Source organism: Fluviicoccus keumensis, assembly GCF_004217445.1.
Lineage (GTDB): Bacteria > Pseudomonadota > Gammaproteobacteria > Pseudomonadales > Moraxellaceae > Fluviicoccus > Fluviicoccus keumensis.
On record NZ_SHKX01000010.1, the window covers coordinates 273,998 to 293,549 of the forward strand.

Annotated in this window: 18 protein-coding genes; 9 read left to right on the top strand and 9 right to left on the bottom strand. The window is 62.3% G+C overall.

Translation table 11 applies throughout. The annotated features are described in order from the left end of the window. The first annotated feature begins 37 nt into the window (after nucleotides 1-37). The 5 genes from EV700_RS02295 to EV700_RS02315 all read left to right on the top strand — a co-directional run bounded on the left by EV700_RS02295 (nucleotide 38) and on the right by EV700_RS02315 (nucleotide 4,987). Entirely contained in the window at nucleotides 38-1,285 is a 1,248-nt protein-coding gene (locus EV700_RS02295; protein ID WP_130410737.1) for a ribonucleotide-diphosphate reductase subunit beta, read from the top strand. Nucleotides 1,286-1,693: 408 nt separating this feature from the next. Next, complete coding sequence (locus tag EV700_RS02300) at nucleotides 1,694-2,155, top strand: hypothetical protein (protein ID WP_130410738.1); 462 nt, start codon at nucleotides 1,694-1,696, stop codon at nucleotides 2,153-2,155. Between the two features lie 177 nt (nucleotides 2,156-2,332). Further along, a complete protein-coding gene (locus EV700_RS02305; protein WP_130410739.1) occupies nucleotides 2,333-3,358 on the top strand; it encodes a phosphatidylinositol-specific phospholipase C in 1,026 nt (341 codons plus the stop codon). 72 nt (nucleotides 3,359-3,430) lie between these two features. Then, the gene (locus EV700_RS02310) at nucleotides 3,431-4,315 is read left to right on the top strand and encodes a DMT family transporter (RefSeq protein WP_130410740.1); all 885 of its coding nucleotides are present in this window, start codon (nucleotides 3,431-3,433) and stop codon (nucleotides 4,313-4,315) included. Nucleotides 4,316-4,381: 66 nt separating this feature from the next. Further along, a complete protein-coding gene (locus EV700_RS02315) occupies nucleotides 4,382-4,987 on the top strand; it encodes a DUF2238 domain-containing protein (RefSeq protein WP_130410741.1) in 606 nt (201 codons plus the stop codon). Nucleotides 4,988-5,042: 55 nt separating this feature from the next. Here EV700_RS02315 and ffh read toward each other — a convergent pair whose 3' ends face one another. Then, on the bottom strand, nucleotides 5,043-6,488 hold the full coding sequence (gene ffh / locus EV700_RS02320; RefSeq protein WP_130410742.1) for a signal recognition particle protein: 1,446 nt from the start codon (nucleotides 6,486-6,488) through the stop codon (nucleotides 5,043-5,045). Between the two features lie 142 nt (nucleotides 6,489-6,630). Between ffh and EV700_RS02325 the strand changes: the two genes are divergently transcribed. Beyond that, the gene (locus EV700_RS02325; protein ID WP_130410743.1) at nucleotides 6,631-7,446 is read left to right on the top strand and encodes a cytochrome C assembly family protein; all 816 of its coding nucleotides are present in this window, start codon (nucleotides 6,631-6,633) and stop codon (nucleotides 7,444-7,446) included. A gap of 81 nt (nucleotides 7,447-7,527) precedes the next feature. Then, nucleotides 7,528-8,796, top strand: coding sequence for an HlyC/CorC family transporter (locus EV700_RS02330; protein ID WP_207224548.1), 1,269 nt, complete (start codon nucleotides 7,528-7,530; stop codon nucleotides 8,794-8,796). Nucleotides 8,797-8,815: 19 nt separating this feature from the next. On the opposite strand, the gene EV700_RS02335 is transcribed toward EV700_RS02330, so the two are convergent. Genes EV700_RS02335 through EV700_RS02345 form a run of 3 tightly spaced genes read right to left on the bottom strand, consistent with a single transcriptional unit; the run spans nucleotide 8,816 to nucleotide 10,858 of the window. Continuing rightward, nucleotides 8,816-9,751 carry an alpha/beta hydrolase gene (locus tag EV700_RS02335; RefSeq protein WP_130410744.1) on the bottom strand — a complete coding sequence of 312 codons (936 nt, stop codon included), beginning with the start codon at nucleotides 9,749-9,751 and terminating at the stop codon, nucleotides 8,816-8,818. Continuing rightward, entirely contained in the window at nucleotides 9,738-10,265 is a 528-nt protein-coding gene (locus EV700_RS02340) for a gamma carbonic anhydrase family protein (protein WP_130410745.1), read from the bottom strand. The genes EV700_RS02335 and EV700_RS02340 overlap by 14 nt, the downstream gene beginning before the upstream one ends. A gap of 14 nt (nucleotides 10,266-10,279) precedes the next feature. Then, nucleotides 10,280-10,858, bottom strand: a complete 579-nt coding sequence (locus tag EV700_RS02345; RefSeq protein WP_130410746.1) for a CoA pyrophosphatase — start codon at nucleotides 10,856-10,858, stop codon at nucleotides 10,280-10,282. A 124-nt stretch (nucleotides 10,859-10,982) separates the two neighbouring features. Between EV700_RS02345 and EV700_RS02350 the strand changes: the two genes are divergently transcribed. Both EV700_RS02350 and EV700_RS02355 read left to right on the top strand, forming a co-directional pair. Next, nucleotides 10,983-11,525 (top strand): NUDIX hydrolase, encoded by a 543-nt coding sequence (locus EV700_RS02350; protein WP_130410747.1) that lies wholly within the window; start codon nucleotides 10,983-10,985, stop codon nucleotides 11,523-11,525. Between the two features lie 48 nt (nucleotides 11,526-11,573). Then, nucleotides 11,574-14,741 carry a PAS domain S-box protein gene (locus EV700_RS02355; RefSeq protein ID WP_130410748.1) on the top strand — a complete coding sequence of 1,056 codons (3,168 nt, stop codon included), beginning with the start codon at nucleotides 11,574-11,576 and terminating at the stop codon, nucleotides 14,739-14,741. A gap of 10 nt (nucleotides 14,742-14,751) precedes the next feature. Here EV700_RS02355 and EV700_RS02360 read toward each other — a convergent pair whose 3' ends face one another. From EV700_RS02360 to EV700_RS02380, 5 genes are all read right to left on the bottom strand, one after another. Next, nucleotides 14,752-16,038, bottom strand: coding sequence for an MFS transporter (locus tag EV700_RS02360; protein WP_130410749.1), 1,287 nt, complete (start codon nucleotides 16,036-16,038; stop codon nucleotides 14,752-14,754). Between the two features lie 86 nt (nucleotides 16,039-16,124). Next, nucleotides 16,125-16,766: a PAQR family membrane homeostasis protein TrhA gene (gene trhA, locus EV700_RS02365; RefSeq protein WP_130410750.1), complete on the bottom strand. Its 642-nt coding sequence runs from the start codon at nucleotides 16,764-16,766 to the stop codon at nucleotides 16,125-16,127. Nucleotides 16,767-16,852: 86 nt separating this feature from the next. After that, on the bottom strand, nucleotides 16,853-17,779 hold the full coding sequence (locus EV700_RS02370; RefSeq protein WP_130410751.1) for an alpha/beta hydrolase: 927 nt from the start codon (nucleotides 17,777-17,779) through the stop codon (nucleotides 16,853-16,855). A 30-nt stretch (nucleotides 17,780-17,809) separates the two neighbouring features. Continuing rightward, the gene (locus tag EV700_RS02375) at nucleotides 17,810-18,370 is read right to left on the bottom strand and encodes a DUF4166 domain-containing protein (protein ID WP_130410752.1); all 561 of its coding nucleotides are present in this window, start codon (nucleotides 18,368-18,370) and stop codon (nucleotides 17,810-17,812) included. After that, nucleotides 18,367-19,485, bottom strand: a complete 1,119-nt coding sequence (locus EV700_RS02380) for a saccharopine dehydrogenase family protein (protein ID WP_130410753.1) — start codon at nucleotides 19,483-19,485, stop codon at nucleotides 18,367-18,369. The genes EV700_RS02375 and EV700_RS02380 overlap by 4 nt, the downstream gene beginning before the upstream one ends. Nucleotides 19,486-19,552: the final 67 nt, after the last annotated feature.

Consider the following 19,552-nt stretch of genomic DNA (forward strand, 5'->3'; position numbering starts at 1 on the left):
AGGACTTGGATAAAACAGATTCAGAGAGAGACCGATCATGCTCAGTTGGGACGATTTCCATGCCGAAGAAAAGCCCGCAAAGAAAGCACCGGCTGCGCCGTCAGCTCCTGCAAAAGCACCAGCGCCAGCAGCAGCAACTGCGCCGGCAGCAGTGGTTCCTGCTGTTGCAGCCCCAGCCGCTGCTGCCGCTGGCAGCCCTGCAGCCCGGGCAGCTGCAGCCTTGGCCAGCCTTGACGTAGCGCCGGGCCTGGAAGAGCTGGAAATGGGCGCCGCCCGCATCCAGGTCGACGACAAGCGCATGATCAACTGCCGCGCCGACCTGAACCAGCTGGTGCCGTTCAAGTATGACTGGGCCTGGCAGAAGTATCTTGATGCCTGCGCCAACCACTGGATGCCGCAGGAAGTGAACATGGCCAAGGACGTGTCCATGTGGCGCTCCGCCGACGGCCTGACCGAGGACGAACGCCTGATCGTAATGCGTTCATTGGGCTACTTCTCCACCGCCGACAGCCTGGTGGCGAACAACCTGGTGCTGGCCATCTACCGCCACATCACCAACCCCGAATGCCGCCAGTACCTGCTGCGCCAGGCCTTCGAGGAAGCCATCCACACCCATGCCTACCAGTACTGTATCGAGTCGCTGGGCATTGATGAAGGCGAAGTCTTCAACATGTACCGCGAAGTGCCCGCCGTGGCGCGCAAGGCGGCGTGGAGCCTCAGCCATACCCATTCGCTGTCGAACCCGCTGTTCAAGACCGGCACCCCGGAAGACGACCAGCACCTGCTGCGCAACCTGATCGGCTTCTACGCCGTCACGGAAGGCATCTTCTTCTACTGCGGTTTCACCCAGATCCTGAGCATGGGCCGCCGCAACAAGATGACCGGCGTCGCCGAGCAGTTCCAGTACATCCTGCGCGACGAATCGATGCACCTGAACTTCGGCATCGACGTGATCAACCAGATCAAGAACGAAAATCCGCACCTGTGGACGGCCGAATTCCAGCAGGAAGTGATCCAGATGATCCTGGAAGGCACGCAGCTGGAAATCGAATATGCCCGCGATACCATGCCGCGCGGCGTGCTGGGCATGAACGCGGCGATGATGGAGGAATACCTGCAGTTCATCGCCAACCGCCGCCTGGTGCAGATCGGCCTGCCGGAACAATTCCCCGGCGTGAAGAACCCGTTCCCGTGGATGAGCGAAATCATGGATTTGCGGAAGGAGAAGAATTTCTTCGAAACCCGCGTGACGGAATACCAGACCGGCGGCGCGCTGGCCTGGTAACAGGGTAACACCCCCATCGGGCGCAAGGATTGCGCCCTTTTTTATGCCGGCAAAACGCTCAGTCCCGATAAGTCGATTTGATCCGGACCGGAATCCGCTCCGGCTGACGCGCGGACGACAGCGCCAGACCGGCCGCCAGGACACACAAACATACGACTGAAACGAGCATATCGCACCCCACTCATGGATTGATTGCGCACTCCGGCAAGGCCGGAAGCCTGGGCGACGCACTCCCTGGTCGGCTCAGGACCGAGTATCCTGAACATTAGATCCTGATCTTAGGGCTTCAATCGTTGTAAAAACGTGTAGAGCGTCATAAACCGGACAGAAAGCCGGGTTGACAGGCACCGGCTGCGTGCGACAGCATCGCCGTTCAGCCCTGACCTGCAGGCAAGGAGAAAAACAACAATGTTTACCCGGGAACATCTGATTATCGGCGCCGCCGGCTTCGTGCTGGGCGGCATCGTCGCCACCGCCAGCATTACGGTGGTGTTGTCGCAGAGCAAGGAGCCCGCACCCGCTGCCATTGCTCCGGCGGCACCTCCCACAGTAACTCCGGCTTCAACGGCGCCGGTCGTCGCGGCTCCGGTGCCTTCAACGGCAGCCGCCCCCGCTCCCAAAACCGACGCGGCTCCGCCTGCACGCGAACCGGCAGCGCCTGCCGCACAACCCGCGCCCGTCGCCAGGAAACTGCCACCCGTGACTGCCTCCCTGGCGGCGGAAGATGCCGATCGCGCCGCGGAAGAGGCCAAGCAACTGGCCCAGCGCAAGAAGTCCCTGGAATCACAGGTTTCTGACAGCGAGGAGATCATCCGGCTGAAGGAACAACAGATCCGCGAAATGGAAGAACGCATCAAGAACGGCCAATAGACCAGACGCCGACGCGGCCCAGCGACCGCGCGGCCCCGGCTGTTACTGATAATTCCCGCCAGAATTTGCTCCCTTCCGCCAAAGTGATGAACAACCGCCAAGATGACTTGACGGTTGCTCAGGTTCGCCTAAAACTTCGCCACATCCAGATCAGCCCGACCCCAGAAGAGGCGTTCCATGCACCTGTTTTATCGTTCCCTGTCACGCATATTGGCCTTCCTGTTGGCCCTGACCGCCACCGGCATGGCTGCCGCCATTGACCGTGACGCCTACTCACACAACAGCGACAGCGGCTACCGCAATCCGCAATGGATGTCGGTGCTTCCTGACGGCCGCCTGCTCAGCGAACTGAACATCCCCGGCACCCACGACACCATGGCCCGTTACGGGGGCGACATCGCCCAGACCCAGTCGATGGACCTGATGATGCAGCTGAATTCCGGCGTGCGGGCGCTGGATATCCGTTGCCGCCACTACTATGACAAATTCACCATTCATCACGGCCTGATCTACCAGAACGCCAACTTTGATGATGTGCTGACCACGGCGCGCCAGTTCCTGCAGGCCAATCCGCGTGAAACCCTGCTGATGCGGGTCAAGGAGGAATACAACCCGGAAGGCAATACCCGCTCGTTTGCGGATACCTTCGCCGACTATGCCGCACGCTACCCCGGCCTGTTCTGGACCTACTCCGGCCCCACACCTACGCTGGGTGAGGCGCGCGGTAAAATCGTGGTGCTGCAGAACTTCTCCGCGCCGCAAAGCTGGGGCCTAAACTACAACAACCTGATTGCCCAGGATGACTATTCGATGGGCACCAACTGGGATCTGTACAGCAAGTGGACCAAGGTCAAGAATCACCTGGCCGCCGCCGTCGCCGGTAGCAATACGTCGTTTTATATCAATTACCTGAGCGCCTCCGGCGGGTCATTCCCCTACTTTGTCGCCAGCGGCCAGAGTTCGCCCGGCAACGGCGCACCCCTGCTGTCCACCGGACTGACCACACCCGGCTTCAAGTCCTATTATCCGGATTTTCCCCGGGTATCCTGCTTCATCGGCATCTGCACCATTGCCTTTGAAGGCACCAATATGCTAACCAGTGAACGGCTGGCGGCGGGCAGCTATCGCCGCACCGGCATCATCATGGCCGACTTCCCGGGTCGCCTGTTGCTGCAGAACATCATCAATCTGAACCCGCGCTAAGCGGGTGCGCCCTCCCTCGGGAGGGCGTCGCCGCGCCTGACGGGAAGGCGGCTTTACGGTATCCTTCCCGGCATGACCTTACCCCGCTCCTCCCTGCTCAAGGGCCTTGCCCTGCTCAGCCTTTCCGCGCTGCTGTTTTCCGCCATGGGCGTGATGATTCGTCTGGCGTCGCATACGGTGGACAACGCCACCGTGGTCTTCGCCCGTAATCTGACCGGCACCTTGCTGCTGTTGCCGCTGGCGGTTTCAGGAGGACGGGCGTTCCTGCAAACCCGGGTTCCGTTCAAGCACCTGTGGCGCGCACTGGTAGGGCTGGCGGCGATGTACGGTTTTTTCTACGCCATCGCCCACCTGCCGCTGTCGAATGCGATGGTCTTCACCTATTCCTCCCCGGTCTTTATCCCGTTGGTCGCCTGGCTGTTCCTGAAGGAAAAAATCACGCCGCTGATGCTGCTGGCGGCGGCGGTCGGCATGGTCGGCGTGGTCATGGTGGCCAAGCCGGATCAGGGGATGTTCAACCTGCTCAGCCTGGTCGGCATTGCCTCCAGCCTGCTGGCATCGATGGCCTTTGTGACGGTGCGGGCGCTGACCGCCACCGAACCGGCCACCCGCATCGTGTTTTACTTCTGCGCCATCGCCACCGTGGTTTCCGCCATCCCGATGTTCTGGCACTGGCGGGCGCTGACCGCGATGGAACTGGTCTATCTGGGCGGCGCGGGCGCGCTGGCCACCCTCAGCCAGATTTCCTTATCCAAGGCCTACGGCTATGCGCCCGCCGGCAAGATCGGACCCGCCAATTATCTGGCCATCATTTTTGCCGGATTCTGGGCATGGCTGCTGTGGGGGGAAGTCCCCGACCATTACAGTATCGGCGGCATGGTGCTGATTTTCCTGGCGCTGTTACTGTGCCTTCCGCGTGAGAGCGTCAAGACCGCCCGCGTGCCCGACGAACTCTGACGGGGGTTTCACGAACCGTAAGCCGCATGCTACAAACAGTCTGTATTCAGGCTCAGGCACACGGTTATGTCCATTTCTTACGCCTTCAAGGAACGTTTCGCGCCGGTCATGGCGCTGGTTTTCGTGGTTTTCTTTGCAGCACTGGGCATCGCCCCGGTATCGCGCCAGGTCTGGATCGCCGAAGTGACGCCGGTCATTCTGGTATTCCTGTTGCTGGTCGGCACGGCCCGCCATTATCGATTTTCCAACACGGCCTACGGCCTGATGGGCTTCTGGCTGTTCTGGCATACCGTCGGCGGGCACTACACCTTTGCCAATGTGCCTTTCGGTTTTATCACCGACCTGATTGGCGCCACGCGTAACCATTTTGACCGGGTCGGTCATTTCTCGGTGGGCTTCTACGCCTTCGCGATTATTGAACTGCTGGTGAAGAAATTCCGGTTGCCGCTGGTGTTCGCCTGCCTGTTCGGGCTGTTCAGCATCATGAGCATCGCGGCGGGCTACGAAATTATCGAGTGGTGGTATGCGGCGGCGGACGGGGGAACGGCGGGGGCGGAATTCCTGGGCTCGCAAGGGGATGTCTGGGATGCGCAGGAGGACATGCTGGCGGATACGCTGGGTGCGTTGTTCGCGATCGGCTGGTACCTGCTGGTCCATCGCCGGGATCACTGAACCAAAAGAAAACGGCCGGGAGGCTGCACGCCTGCCCGGCCGCTGACCATCCGGCTTACTTCTTCGGCGGCTTGCCGATCAGGTTGGCCAGTTCATTGGCGTCAACGCCGGGCGGCAGGCCGCCGCCGGCGCCGGGCATGCCCTTGGCCTGCCCTTGCATGTTGCGCAAGCCCTTGATCATCTTGCTGATGCCGCTGGGCGTGGCCAGCTTCTTCATCATCTTTTCCATCTGGGCGTGCTGCTTCAGCAGGCGGTTGATGTCCTGGATTTGCACCCCCGCGCCCGCAGCGATGCGGCGCTTGCGCGAACCGTTGATGACATCGGGCTTGTTGCGCTCCAGCGGCGTCATCGACTGGATGATCGCCTCCATCTGCTTCATCATCTTTTCAGGCGCGCCTTGGGCCATAGCCTGCTGTACAGCAGCACTGTTCATGCCCGGCAGCTTGTCCATGAACCCCATCATGCCGCCCATCGCCTTCATTTGCTGGAACTGGGTCAGCAGGTCTTCCAGGCTGAAGCCGCCGCCGCGACGGAGCTTCTTGGCCATTTTCTCGGCCTTTTCCTTGTCGATCTTGCGTTCGACTTCCTCAACCAGCGACAGCACGTCGCCCATGCCGAGAATCCGCTGCGCCACGCGCTCCGGATGGAAAGGCTCCAGCGCATCGGTCTTTTCACCGACGCCGAGGAATTTGATCGGCTTGCCGGTGATGGTGCGTACCGACAGCGCCGCGCCGCCGCGAGCGTCGCCGTCGGCCTTGGTCAGCACGACGCCGGTCAGCGGCAGCGCATCGTTGAAGGCCTTGGCGGTGTTGGCGGCGTCCTGACCGGTCATGGAATCGACCACGAACAGCGTTTCCACCGGCTTGATGGCGGCATGCAGGCGCTGGATCTCGCCCATCATGCTTTCATCAATATGCAGTCGGCCGGCGGTGTCGACAATCAGCACATCAAAGAATTTCAGTTTAGCTTCCGCGATGGCGCTGCGGGCGATATCCACCGGATCCTGGGTCAGGTCGGACGGGAAGAAGGTCGCCCCGACATCGCCGGCCACGGTTTCCAGCTGCTTGATGGCGGCCGGGCGATAGATATCGCAGGACACCACCATCACCTTCTTCTTGTGGCGTTCCTGCAGGAACTTGGCCAGCTTGGCGACGGTGGTGGTCTTGCCCGCGCCCTGCAGACCGGCCATCAGCACCACGGCGGGCGGGGCGGCATGAAGGTTCAGGCTTTCGTTGGCATCGCCCATGGTCTTGACCAACTCGTCGAAGACAATCTTGACGAAGGCCTGGCCCGGCGACAGCGACTGCATGACTTCCGCGCCCAGCGCCTGGGTGCGGATGCGTTCGATGAAATCGCGCACCACCGCCAAGGCCACGTCGGCTTCCAGCAGCGCCATGCGCACTTCGCGCAGGGTATCCTTGATGTTGTCTTCGGTGAGGGTGCCCGAGCCGCTGATGTTGCGCAGGCTCTGGGTCAGGCGTTCGGTCAGATTATCAAACATGTTTTTTGCGTCGCTTGGTCGTCAGGCGGAAAATGGCCTAAAGGATAGGAAAAAGAACCCGCCTATGCTATAGCCGGCGCTTGGTTTTGTCTTGAAAAATCCGGCTATAATCGGTCTTTTCCCGTCAGGCGGTTGTGTTGACATGTCCCTAATGCTTGCAGGCCTGCTGGCCATCGGCTGTTATCTGGGCGCCTGCTTGCTGCTGCTGCACTTTTTGGCCCGCAAGCTGCCCCTGCCCCGTCCGGCCATTCTGGGCCTGGGCGTTCTGGCCCTGCCGCTGCACGGGCTGGTGGTGATGTCGCAAATCTTCCGCCCCGAAGGCCTGCATCTGGGGCTTTTCCATATCGTGTCGCTGGTCGGCTGGCTCATCGCCGCCATGCATATCCTCTTCACCAGCTACCGGCCTGTCCTGGCGCTGTGCCTGGCCGCCTATCCGGCGGCGGCGGTCAGCCTGCTGCTGTCATTGCTGCTGCCGTCACCGGCGTACATGCCGCTGTCGCGACTGGCGCCGGGCATGGAATTCCACATCCTGTTGTCCATCCTGGCCTACAGCGTCCTGTTCATGGCCGCCCTGCACGCGCTGCTGTTGTCGGTGCAGAGCCGGGGTCTGAAGCACCGCGCCGCCTCGCCCTCCCGGACATTGCTGAAAGTGCTGCCGCCGCTGCAAACCATGGAGGCCGTGCTCTTCGACATGATCGGGCTGGGCTTCACGCTGCTGACCCTGGCCATCGTCAGCGGCTTTCTCAGCCTGGAGAACATGTTCGCCCAGCACGTGGTGCACAAGACCGTGTTCAGCCTGTTCGCCTGGATGGTCTTCGCGGTGCTGCTGGGCGGCCACCGTTACCGGGGCTGGCGCGGCCAGACCGCCATCCGCTTCACGCTCAGCGGCTTCGGGCTTTTACTGGTGGGTTTCTACGGTTCCAAGATCGTCCTGGAACTGATCCTGCAAAAAGTGTAAACAATTAACCGTCAAGTTTTCTTGACTTGCCGTCACCGGCCCTTTCTGATGAAGCTATTCCCATAATCCGGTTCCCCCTCCTTGGACGACACCAATTTAGGGCTGCTCTTTGCCCTGCTCGTAGTATTCATTCTTTGCTCCGCCTTTTTTTCGGGCTCTGAAACCGGCCTCATGGCCTCCAACCGCTACCGGTTGAAGCACCGCGCCAAACTGGGTGAGCGTAACGCCCAGCGCATTCTCGGGTTATTGAGCCAGCCGGACCGCCTGATCGGCGTCATCCTGATCGGCAACACCACCGTCAACACCCTGGTCGCCATGGTCGCCACCTTCATCGGCATCGCGCTGGCGAGCCGTTTCGGGGTCTCGGACGATGTCGGCGCCACCATTTCAGCCACTATCCTCACCTTCGTGCTGCTGATCTTCGGCGAAGTCGGCCCGAAGACTTTCGCCGCCAACCATCCTGAACGGGTGGCCTCACTGGCGTCCTATGTGCTGCCCGCCTTGCTGAAGCTGTTCCATCCGCTGGTGTGGGTGCTGAACAAGATCACCAATGCCCTGTTCCGGATGAACCAGGGCAGCCACGACCGCAAGGACAAGCTGACCCGCGACGAACTGCACACCATCCTTCAGGACGTGTTCCTGCCAACCAAGCACCGCAACATGCTGCTGGGCATCCTGGAACTGGACAACATCACCGTCAACGACATCATGATTCCGCGCCAGGAAGTGGCGGGCATCAACATGGATGACGAGGTTGAAGACATTCTCAATATCCTGCGCACCACCCATCACACCCGCCTGCCGGTCTATCGCGGCGAACTGAACCAGACCATCGGTATCCTGCATACGCGCAACACCACCCGCTTCCTGGGGCAGGAAAACGTCAGCAAAGCCGAGATCATGCAATTCGTGCGCGAACCCTACTACGTACCGGAGAGCACGCCGTTGCAGGCGCAGCTGCTGCAGTTCCAGAAGCAGAAACGGCGGCTGGGGCTGGTGGTGGACGAATACGGCGATGTACAGGGCATCGTGACGCTGGAAGACATCCTGGAAGAGATTGTCGGCGAATTCACCACCAACGTCGCCGATAACCATCAGGACATCACGCCGCACGCCGACGGTTTCTACGTGATCGATGGCAGTCTGGGCCTGCGCGACATCAACCGTTCACTGCACTGGCAGTTGCCGACCGACGGCGCGAAAACGCTGAGCGGGTTGATTCTGGAGCATCTGGAAACGATTCCCGACGCGGCGCTGGGCCTGCGGCTGGAAGACTACCTGATTGAAGTGATGCAGATCCGCGACAACACCATCAAGGCGGCGCGCATCAAGCGGGTGGAGGCGGCCTGAACGGCCGCCCCGCGTCGTTCTACAACACCTTCCCCACAAACCGCCCGATGGCCGCGAAGGCCTCTTCCCCGGACGCGCACAGCGTCGGAAAGCTCAGGAAGCCGTGGATGTCGGCATAATGCTCGTGCTGCACGGTGACCCCGGCCGCCTGCAGGCGCTGGGCGTAGGCAAAGCCATCGTCGCGCAGCACATCGTATTCCGCCGTGATGATCAGGCAGGGCGGCAGCCCGGTCAGGTCGTGCGCCAGCAGCGGCGAGAAATCGGGATGGCGCTTGTCGTCCTCGGTGCGGGCATAGCAATCGTAGAAGAACTGCATCAGGCGCTTGCTGAGGATGGGGGCGGCGCTGTTCTCGTCGGCGCTCAGCGAACGGAAATCACCGTCGGTGGCCGGATAGACCAGGACCTGCGCCTTCAGCGCGTTGGGATGCTTGCGCGCCAGCACCGCCGACAGGTTGCCGCCCGCGCTGTCGCCCATCACCATCACCCGTAGCGGGTCCGCGCCCAGGCTGACGGCATCGCGGCGCAGCCAGGCCAGCACCGCCTCGCCCTGCTCCACCGGCACCGGGAACTTCACCCACGGCGACAGGTGGTAATCCACCGAGATCACCAGCGCCCCGGTCATGCTGGCCAGGCGACGGCACATCACGTCATGGGTTTCCAGATTGCCGATCACCCAGCCGCCCGCGTGGAAGAACAGGATCACCGGCAGATTCTCGGCCGTGGACGGGTAATAGAGCCGGACATCGACCGGGCCGTGCGGCGTGTTGACCTGCTGTTGCCGCACCTTCGGCAGCGGCAGCGACTTGCCGAGCACGGCGCGCTCGATCACCGGGTGGATGCCGGCGCGCTGCACGGCCTTCAGCAGGAAATCGGGAGCCTTGGGCAGGTAGTCCATCGGCTGCGAGAACAGGCCGAGCAGACGGGTGCGGAGAGGAAGGGCGTTAAATCGGGACATGAGGTTTCAACTGTTGCTGGTAACGTTTGAAGTTTTCGACGTAATGCAGCGCGCTGAGGCGCAGCATCATCGCCTGGGCTTCGGAGATTTCCTTGACGACCTTGCCGGGTGAACCCATCACCAGCGAGTTGTCGGGAATTTCCTTGCCTTCCGGGATCAGCGCGTTGGCGCCGATGATGCAGTTCCGGCCGATGCGGGCGCGGTTGAGGATGACGGCGTTGATGCCGATCAGGGAATTGTCGCCGATGGTGCAGCCATGCAGCATCGCCTTGTGGCCGACGGTGACATGGTTGCCGACAATCAGCGGCACCCCGGCGTCGGTATGCAGCACCGCGCCGTCCTGGATGTTGGAGTTCTCGCCGATGACGATGATGTCGTTGTCAGCGCGGATGACAACGTTGAACCAGATGCTGGCGTTGTGCTCCAGCACCACCGAGCCCACCAGCGTGGCGTTGTCGGCAATCCAGTAATCACCGTTGGTGATCAGGCGGCGGTCTTCAAGATCGTAGATCATGCGGGTTTCCGGACTTATTTTTTCAGCGGATTCGGCCAGCGCCAGTCGATTTCGGCGTCGTACACGCGGCGCAGCAGTTCGACGATCATGTAGCCGGTCAGGCCCCAGATCACATAGCCTTCATAATTGAAACTGGGCACCGACACATTCACGCCCATGAACTTGATCTTGTGATCATAGGACGGCGGCTGTTGCAGGAAGAAGTCGAGCGGCACGGTGAAGATGCTGTCGATCTCGTCGGGGTTGCCGGTCAGTTCCGGCATCGTCTCCAGCAGGCCGACAATCGGCTTGACCTTCAGCCCGACGCGCGAGGTGAACACGCCCAGTTCGCCGATGATCTTGACCTCCTTGGGCGACAGGCCGATTTCCTCGTGCGCCTCGCGCAGCGCGGTGCCCACCACCGACAGGTCGGCGGCATCACACTTGCCGCCGGGAAAGGCAACTTCCCCGGCATGGGTGTTCATGTGACCGGCGCGGCGGGTCAGGATAACGCGCGGAACGGGTTCACGGGTCAGGGCGATCAGGACCGCCGCATCCACCGGCGACGCCGGGGGCTTGTAACGGGACAGGCGCTCGCAAAGCTGCTGCAACATGGGACGGTCGTTCAGAGGGATTCATTGCATATTATGTGTCTAGCCGCCGTTCGACAACAGCCTTTATACTGGCCGACCAACATTTAAATTGCCTCCCCTGCCAGGAGGCGTCCGGGAGAGGTTCATGAAGTTTTGCAGCGCCTGCGGGCATGCGGTGGTCCAGAAGGTTCCGGCGGGCGACAACCGCCTGCGTTTTGTCTGTGAAAGCTGCGAAACCATCCATTACCAGAACCCGAAGATCATCTGCGGCTGCCTGCCGACCTGGCAGGACAAGGTGCTGCTGTGCAAGCGCGGCATCGAACCGCGCTACGGCTTCTGGACCCTGCCCGCCGGTTTCATGGAAAACGGCGAGACCACCCAGGAAGGCGCAGCGCGGGAGACCTGGGAAGAAGCCGCCGCCAAGGTGGAAGTCGGCGATCTGTACTGCATTTTCAATATTCCGCAAATCAGCCAGGTCTATGTGATGTACCGGGGCGAAATCGTCGACGGCAACTTCGGCGTCGGCGAGGAAAGCATCGAGGCCGGGCTGTTCGCCGAGGAGGCGATTCCCTGGGACGAACTGGCGTTTCCCAGCATCAAGCGCACCTTGCGCTACTATTTTTCGGACAGGAAACTCGGGAAATTCCCCGTGCGTGTGGAAGACCTGATCCACCGCACGCCGGATTGACGCCGGATACCCCCTGACCACCCTTTGCGGCCGAAACGGATATCACAGATGGGCACGATAAACCGCTACGAACAACGCCTGATCGCGGTATCCCGTTGGGCCTCCCTGGGATCGGCCATCGCCGGACTGCTGGTGCTGGGCGGCTGGATCTTCGGTATCCCCATCCTGAAAAGCATGTTGCCCGGCTTCGTGGAAATGAAGGCGAATACCGCCATCGGCTTTATCCTGGCCGGAACCTCCCTCAGCCTGTACCACCAGGGGCCAAAATGGCACAAAGTATCCCTCATCTGTACCCTGCCGTTACTGGCGATCGCCCTGCTGACCCTGGGGGAGTATCTGCTGCACGTCGACTTCCTTATTGACGAGTTGTTGTTCAAGGACCTCAATAACGACAATACCCGGAGCTTTCCGGGTCGGATGGCGCCGGTAACCGCACTTTGCCAGGCCGCGTTGGGGCTGGGCCTGATCCTGTTGACGAGCTCAGGGCGCACCGCGCGCAATAGCGTGGTGATCTGCGCGAGCACATCGGTCGCCTTGGGCTCCATCGCCGTCCTGGGCTATCTGTATGACGTCAGCGCCCTGTACACCATTACGGCCTATACCAGCCTGGCCCTGCATACGGCGTTGCTCTGCCTGATCATGGGTGTCGCCCTGCTCTGCGCGCTGCCGCGGCATCCGCCGATGCAATTGCTGACGCTGGAGGACGCGGGCGGCCATATGGCGCGCATCATGCTGCCGATGGTCACGTTCACCCCCGCCCTGCTGGGCTTTTTCCTGAATATGGGCGTCAGAAGCAATCTGCTGCCGGCGTCGTTCGCGGTGGCCATGTTCGCCACCATCACTATCTTCATTTTTGTGCTGCTGGTCTGGCTGGCCGCCTTTACCCTGCAGAAAGCCGAGGCGGCCCGCTATCAGGTACAACAAGTCAGCGATTGGCAGGAAGCGATCCTGAACAGCGCCGACCTGACCATCATTTCCACCGATCCCAGCGGCACCATCCTCACCTGTAACGCCGGAGCGCTGAAACAACTGGGGTATCGCGCCGAAGAGATCATCGGCAACGTATCCCTGACCGCTTTCCATGACCCCGCCGAACTGGCCGCAAAGGCAGTCGATCTGAGCCGCGAACGCGGCAGTGTGATTACTCCCGGCATTGCCGCTTTGACCACCATTGCCCGCACCGGCCAACCGGACGAGAATGAATGGACTTACATCCGCAAGGACGGCAGCCGGCTATCGGTGCAACTGGCCGTCACCCCGCTCTTTGATCACAAGGACCGGCTGAGCGGCTTTCTGGCAATCGGCCGCGACATCTCGCTGCGCAAGCGTCATGAACGGCATATCCGCGAACAGCAACAGACCATCGACCAGGCCAATCGCGAAAATCAATCCATTCTGGATTATGCGGGTTGCAGCATTATCAGTACGGAGCTCAACGGCATCATACGCAGCTTCAATAAGGGTGCCGAACACCTGCTGGGTTATCAAGCCGCCGAAATGATCGGAACGCATACGCCGGAAGCCTTCCATGACGCTGAAGAAGCAGCCTCCCGCGCCAAGCAACTTTCCGTTGAGCTGAAACGCCCTGTAGCGCCGGGCTTTGAGGCCTTTGTCATCAAAACCCACTTTCAGGAACAGCCGGACGAAAACGAGTGGACCTATATCCGCAAAGATGGCAGCCGGGTTCCGGTACTGGTTACCGTCACCGCACAGCGGGACGCTGAAAACAGGATCATCGGCTATCTGGGCATTGGCATCGATATCACCGAGCGCAAGCGCCTCGACCGCATGAAAAACGAATTCGTTTCCACCGTCAGCCATGAACTGCGGACGCCGCTGACCTCCATCCGCGGCGCCCTTGGCCTGGTACTGGGCAAGGCCTCGGAAAATTTGCCGGAGAAGACCCGGATTCTACTGGAAACCGCCAACCGCAACAGTGAGCGCCTGGCGTTCCTGATCAATGACATCCTGGATCTGGAAAAGATTGAATCCGGCATCCTCGCCTTCTCGATGGCGAACCGGGATCTGGTGGTGGTGGCGCGGCAGGCGCTGGCCGGTAACGAAAGCTATGCCGAACAGCACGCAGTGACCCTGCGCCTGATCGAAGTGCCGGAAACCGCCTTCATCCTGGGCGACGAAAACCGGCTGTTGCAGGTTTTTTCCAACCTGCTGTCCAACGCGGTCAAATACTCTCCGGCCGGCGGGACCGTCGATGTCAGCATCCGGCCTGTCGGGAAGGGTTACCGCGTCAGTGTCCGCGACCACGGCCCGGGTATTCCCGCCGCTTTCCGCCCGCGGCTGTTCCAGCGCTTTGCCCAGGCCGACGGCTCCGACTCGCGGGCGCGCGGCGGCACCGGGCTGGGTCTCAGCATCACCAAGGCGATCATCGACCGTCATGACGGGATCATCGGGTATCACACCGAAGAAGGCTCGGGAACGGAGTTCTATTTCGACATTCCGGCCCTGAAGGACGACCAGCCGCTCATCACCCCGGAAGTGCTGCGGCCGCGCATGCTGATTTGCGAAGATAACGCCGATCTGGCCGAGGTCATGGCGGAGTTGCTGGATGCCGAAGGCTTCGCCTGCGATATCGTGCATACCGGAGGCCAGGCGCGTGAATTGCTGGCCGGGAGAGGCTACCGGGCGATCCTGCTGGATCTGACGTTGCCGGATATTGGCGGGCTGGAACTGGCCCGCGAGTTGCGTGACGACAGCGCCCTGCGCAGCCTGCCGGTCATCGTGGTGTCGGGACATATCAGCGGTCATGCTCCGAACATGCCCGCCGACCTGGACAACGTGACCGGCTGGCTGCAGAAACCTCTGGAATTCCCCCGGTTCCGGGAGGCGTTGCAACGGGCCATGGCCAAGGTGCGGCGCCCGCAGATCCTGCATCTGGAGGATGAACAGGATATCCGCCAGATTACCCAGGCGCTGGTGGAAGGCTTTGCCGACTACACCCCCGCCCGCAATCTGGCGGAGGCACGCCGCTGGCTGGCGCAGCGGCGCTTTGACCTGATCCTGATTGATATCAACCTGCCCGACGGCTGCGGGCTGGACTTGCTGGACAACATTGACGCCCGCGAAACCGCCACGGTGGTGTTCTCCGGCCAGGACGCCCCGCCGGAGGCGGCGGCGCGGGTCACCGCCATCCTGACCAAATCACGCACCAGCAATGCGGAGCTGTTGGCCGCGCTGAAGCGGATTCTGGGAGCCTGACCCCGCATCCTTAACCGTTAAGGTCACGCTCCCGGGTCTCGGCAGTCAACGACAACGCCAACAGCGACAGCAAAGCGGCCATCGCCAGATAACCGCCCACGGACGCCAGCCCGTAATTCGTGGCCAGCCAGGTCGCCAGATACGGCGCCACCGACGCCCCCAGAATGCCCGCCAGATTGAAGGCCAGCGACGACCCGGTATAACGCACCGCCGTCGGGAACAGTTCCGAAAGAACCGTGCCCACCGGCCCGTAGGTCAGCCCCATCAGCCCCAGCCCCAGCGACAAGCAGGCGATCACACCCAGCGGGGTTCCCGAGCCCAGCAGCGGACCCAGCGCCGCACCAAAAAGCATGATGACCACACTGACCAGCGCCAGCGTCAGGCGGCGGCCGTGCCGGTCCGCCAGCACGGCGGACAAGGGAATGGTCAGCGCGAAGAACACCACGCCGATCAGCTGGAACTGCAGGAATTCCGCACGGGTATAGCCCAGATGCGTCGTGCCCCACGACAGGGTGAACACCGTCATCAGGTAGAACATGGCAAAGGACGGCACGGCAATGAAGGTGCCCAGCAACAGGCGGCCGCCATGCTTGCGGAAGACATCGGCAATCGGCAGGCGCACCCGCTCCTCGGCTTCCAGCGCCTTGCGGAAGACCGGCGTTTCGGTCAGCTTCAGGCGGACATACAGGCCCATCAGCACCAGCACGCTGCTGGCGATAAAGGGAATGCGCCAGCCGAATTCCAGGAACTGCTCGTTGCTGAGCACTTCCGTCAGGATCAGAAAAATACCGGTGGAACAGACGAAACCCAGCGGCGCGCCCAATTGCGGAAACATGCCGTACCAGGCGCGACGGCCCGGCGGCGCATTCTCGGTGGCCAGCAGCACCGCCCCGCCCCACTCGCCGCCCAATCCGAAACCCTGGCCGAAACGGAACAGCGCCAGCAAGGCCGGGGCCAGCACGCCGATGCTGTCATAGCCGGGCAGCAGGCCGATCATCACCGTGGAAACGCCCATCGTCAGCAAAGAAGCGATGAGCGTCGCCTTGCGGCCGATGCGGTCGCCCATGTGCCCGAAGAAAGCAGAGCCGACCGGACGGGCAAAGAAGGCGATGGCAAAGGTAGCCAGCGATTGCAAGGTCGCCGATGCCGGATCGGATGCCGGAAAGAACAGGTGCGGAAACACCAGCACCGCCGCCGTGGCGTAGATGTAGAAATCGAAGAACTCGATGGTGGTGCCGATCAGGCTGGCGAACAGGACGCGGCGGGCGCTGTTGCCGGGAGGGGCGGATTGCGACATGAACGGGTTCCGGGCGGGTAACGGAAAGTATCGGGGGCGCATCGTACCATTTCAGGATCGCGAATGCGCCGCCGCCCGCCGGACGGCTACCCGGCGTAACCCAGCACCGCAAAGAAGTGGCAGGTCGTTCCCGCCAGCACGAAGCCGTGCCAGATGGCATGGCTGTGCTTCAGCCGGTGATCCAGCACATAGAAAATCACGCCCAGCGTATAGGCCAGACCGCCGCCCGCCAGCCACAGCAGGCCGTTCACCGGCATCTTCGCCATCAAGGGCCCGGCAGCGAAGACGATCAACCAACCCATCGCCAGATACAGGCCGGTGGACAGCATCGGATTCTTCAGCTTTTCAAACAGCTTCAGCACCACGCCGATGGTCGCCAGCGCCCAGATCACCCCGAAGATGGTCCAGCCGGTCGCCCCTTTCAGCACGCCCAGCGTGAAAGGCGTGTAGGTGCCCGCAATCAGCAGGTAAATGGCGGAATGGTCCAGCTTCTTGAACAGGCGCTTTTTGTCGCCGTGCGGCAGCGCATGGTAGAAGGTGGACGTGAAGTACATCAGGATCATCGTCGCGGCGAAGATGCTGGCGCCGACGATATTGGCCGTGGTGCCCATGCGCGCGGCGGCGATGATCAGGATCGGCGTGGCGGCGATGGCCGCCAGCAGGCCGACGCCGTGGCTCAGGGTGTTGCCAAGCTCTTCAATGCGTCGGAACAGGGAAAGCTGTGTCATGTCCGGGCTCCCGGGAAATTAGTGCACACTTGTACATTATGCGCCTCTTTCCCGCGATTGCTACCGAATTGACGACAAAGAATCGGTTATTTTTTGTTCCACGCCTGCGCCACGGCATCGGCGATCACCTGCAACGCCAAACGCGGTCCGCCCAGCTTGCCCATTTGCAGGAAACCGTGCACCAGCGTGTCGAAACAGCGGTAATGCACAGGAATACCGGCGGCCTGCAAACGTTCGGCGAAGTGCGCGCCTTCATCGCGCAGCGGGTCGAAACCGGCGGTGAAGATCAGCGCGGGCGGCAGGCCGGACAAATCCGGCTGCAACAACGGTGACACCCGCAGGTCGTATTTCTCGTCGGGATGATTGAGGTAGTGGCCGATGAAGAATTCCATGGCCTGCCGCTCCAGCACATGCCCGCTGGCGAAAGCGTGGTAGGACTCGCGCTGCTCGGACAGGTCCACGGCCGGGTAGATCAGCAATTGCAGGTCAGGCACACGCGCCGGCTCAGTCCGCGTCAGCATCGACACCACGCTGGCCAGATTGCCGCCCGCGCTGTCGCCGCCGATGCCGACCCGGCCGTCACCGCCCGTTTCGCTCCGGTTCGCCTTCGCCCAGTCCAGCACCGTCAGGGCATCCTCAATCGCGGCGGGAAACTTGTGCTCCGGGGCCAACCGATATTCCACCGACAGCACGTTGCACTGCCCTTCCCTCGCCAGCAAACGGCAAAAGCCGTCGAAGCTGTCCACGTCCAGCGTCACCCAGCCGCCGCCATGCAGGCAAATCAGTACCGGCAACTCCCGGGTGGTATCCGGACGGTACAACCGCGCCGGAATCGCGCCGTGTTCGCCGGGGATCGTCAGGTCGCGGACTTCGAGTAAATCGACCGGCTCGACATCCAGCGCCTTCAGGCTGCGCGCCAGTCCGCGCCGCAGGGCCAGAATCGGGAATTCCGACCACGGGGTTTTCTTGGCGTGGATCAGCGGCAGGATGGCGGCAATTTCGGGGTCGAGCATCGGGTTACTCCAGAGGCGGCGCGGACGGCGTTATTCGTCGCACGCCACGGGGTTGTCGTCAACCGCCACCCGTAGGAAGCCCTGATAGGCGACCAGCAAGCCCAGCCACGCCCAGGCCACGCGGATGGTGAACCGGACTTGCCCGTCGCCGCCGGTTTCATCCGCCTGCACGGCGGGCATCATCCACAGCGGGAACGGCAACAGGCCGAACAGGCGCGCCCGCAACACACGCATGCGCAGGCAATCGCCTTCCACGTACAGCCGTGAATGCAGCACCATCGCCCCCAGCCGCTCCACCAGCAGGCCGTTGCGGGCGCGCAGCACCGAGGTCATCTTCTGGGGTCCGAAATGCCGCTCCCAGGTTTCGACGCCGTTTTCCACATTCAGGTCGAACTCCAGCGTAACGCGGGCATCGCGGCGCGGCAGCCCCATCACCAGCGCCACCAGCCGCGCCAAAGGATGACGGCCACAGGTGATATCGGCCTCCCCCTGGAAATGATGACGGCCGTTCAGGGCATGAAAGCGGGCCTGCTCCGGCGGCAGGCGCTGGTAATCCGCGCCCAGCAACTGACGGTAAATCGACGGATTCATGGGGCCTCTCCCTGCAAGGTGGTGCGAATGGCCAGCCCCTCGCTGACCGGCAGGATATCCGCCAGCCCGAGTCCGCCCGGCGCGGCGTAAGCCCCCGGCTCCAGCGGCTTGCCGTGCTGCCGCCGCCGCACCAGCGCCACGCTGCACAGAGTCGGCACGTAAGGGCCGTCACCGTTCAGGGCTGACAGTTCCCAGTAACGGCGGCAGGGCTCGCCCTGATGGTCCAGCCCGCGCATCTCGACGCTCATGGCCCCCCGGTCGCTGCCGAAAGGCAGGAACCATTCGCTGATCCGTTTCAGGGGAACCGCCAACCGGGACAGGTTGGGCAGCAGCCGCAGGCGGCGCAGGCAGGCCATCAACACCATGCCCAGATGCAGGAAGCCCAGTTCCAGCCCGGCGCGGAAGCGTACCTGACGGAGGGTGGGGTAACGGGCGGGCAACAGTGAGATGTCCGGAACATCGCAGTCCGAGACCCAGCGGTGGCCGACCGGCGACCCGAAGCGGTGACGCTGCATGCTGCCCCAACCGGTCACGCGGATGGATTGACCGTCGCGCCAGCCGGGAATGGCCTCGCCGCCGTAGGAAAGAATGGCGCGCACCGTCGCCAGCCCGCGGTCAGTCTTGTTGCCGGGCGAAATGGCGATGTCGATGCCGTCCAGACGGCTGAATGCCGGAGCCAGGGCATCCACCACCGCACCGGACAAGCCGGGCACCGAACTGGCGCCGCTGATGATCCGGACGCCACTCGCCCTCGCCCGTTCGTCCAGCGCCGTAATGCCGGTGACGAAGTCCCGACCGTCGGCCAGGTCGATGTAATCACAACCCGCCTCCAGACAGGCTTCGGCGACACGGTAATCCTGACCCTGGAACGGCCCGCAGGTATGGATGACCACCTGCGGAGACAGCTCGCGCAGCCGTTGCGGAAAATCGGGAGCGGATACGTCCAGCACAAGCGGCGTCAGGCTGGCCGCCGTCGGGGCCAGCCTCTCAACCAAAGCGGCCGCCTCGGACTGGCGGCGTCCGGCGACCAGGACATCCAGCCCGGACTCTCGGGACAGCAGGGTGACGATGCGGGAGCCGAAAAAGCCGTAACCGCCCAGAACCAGGACGCGCATGATGTTCCCTTTTCAAGTGGGTGCGGGCAGCTTAGAGGAGCGGTTGCGGGGGTTCAAGATTGACTTT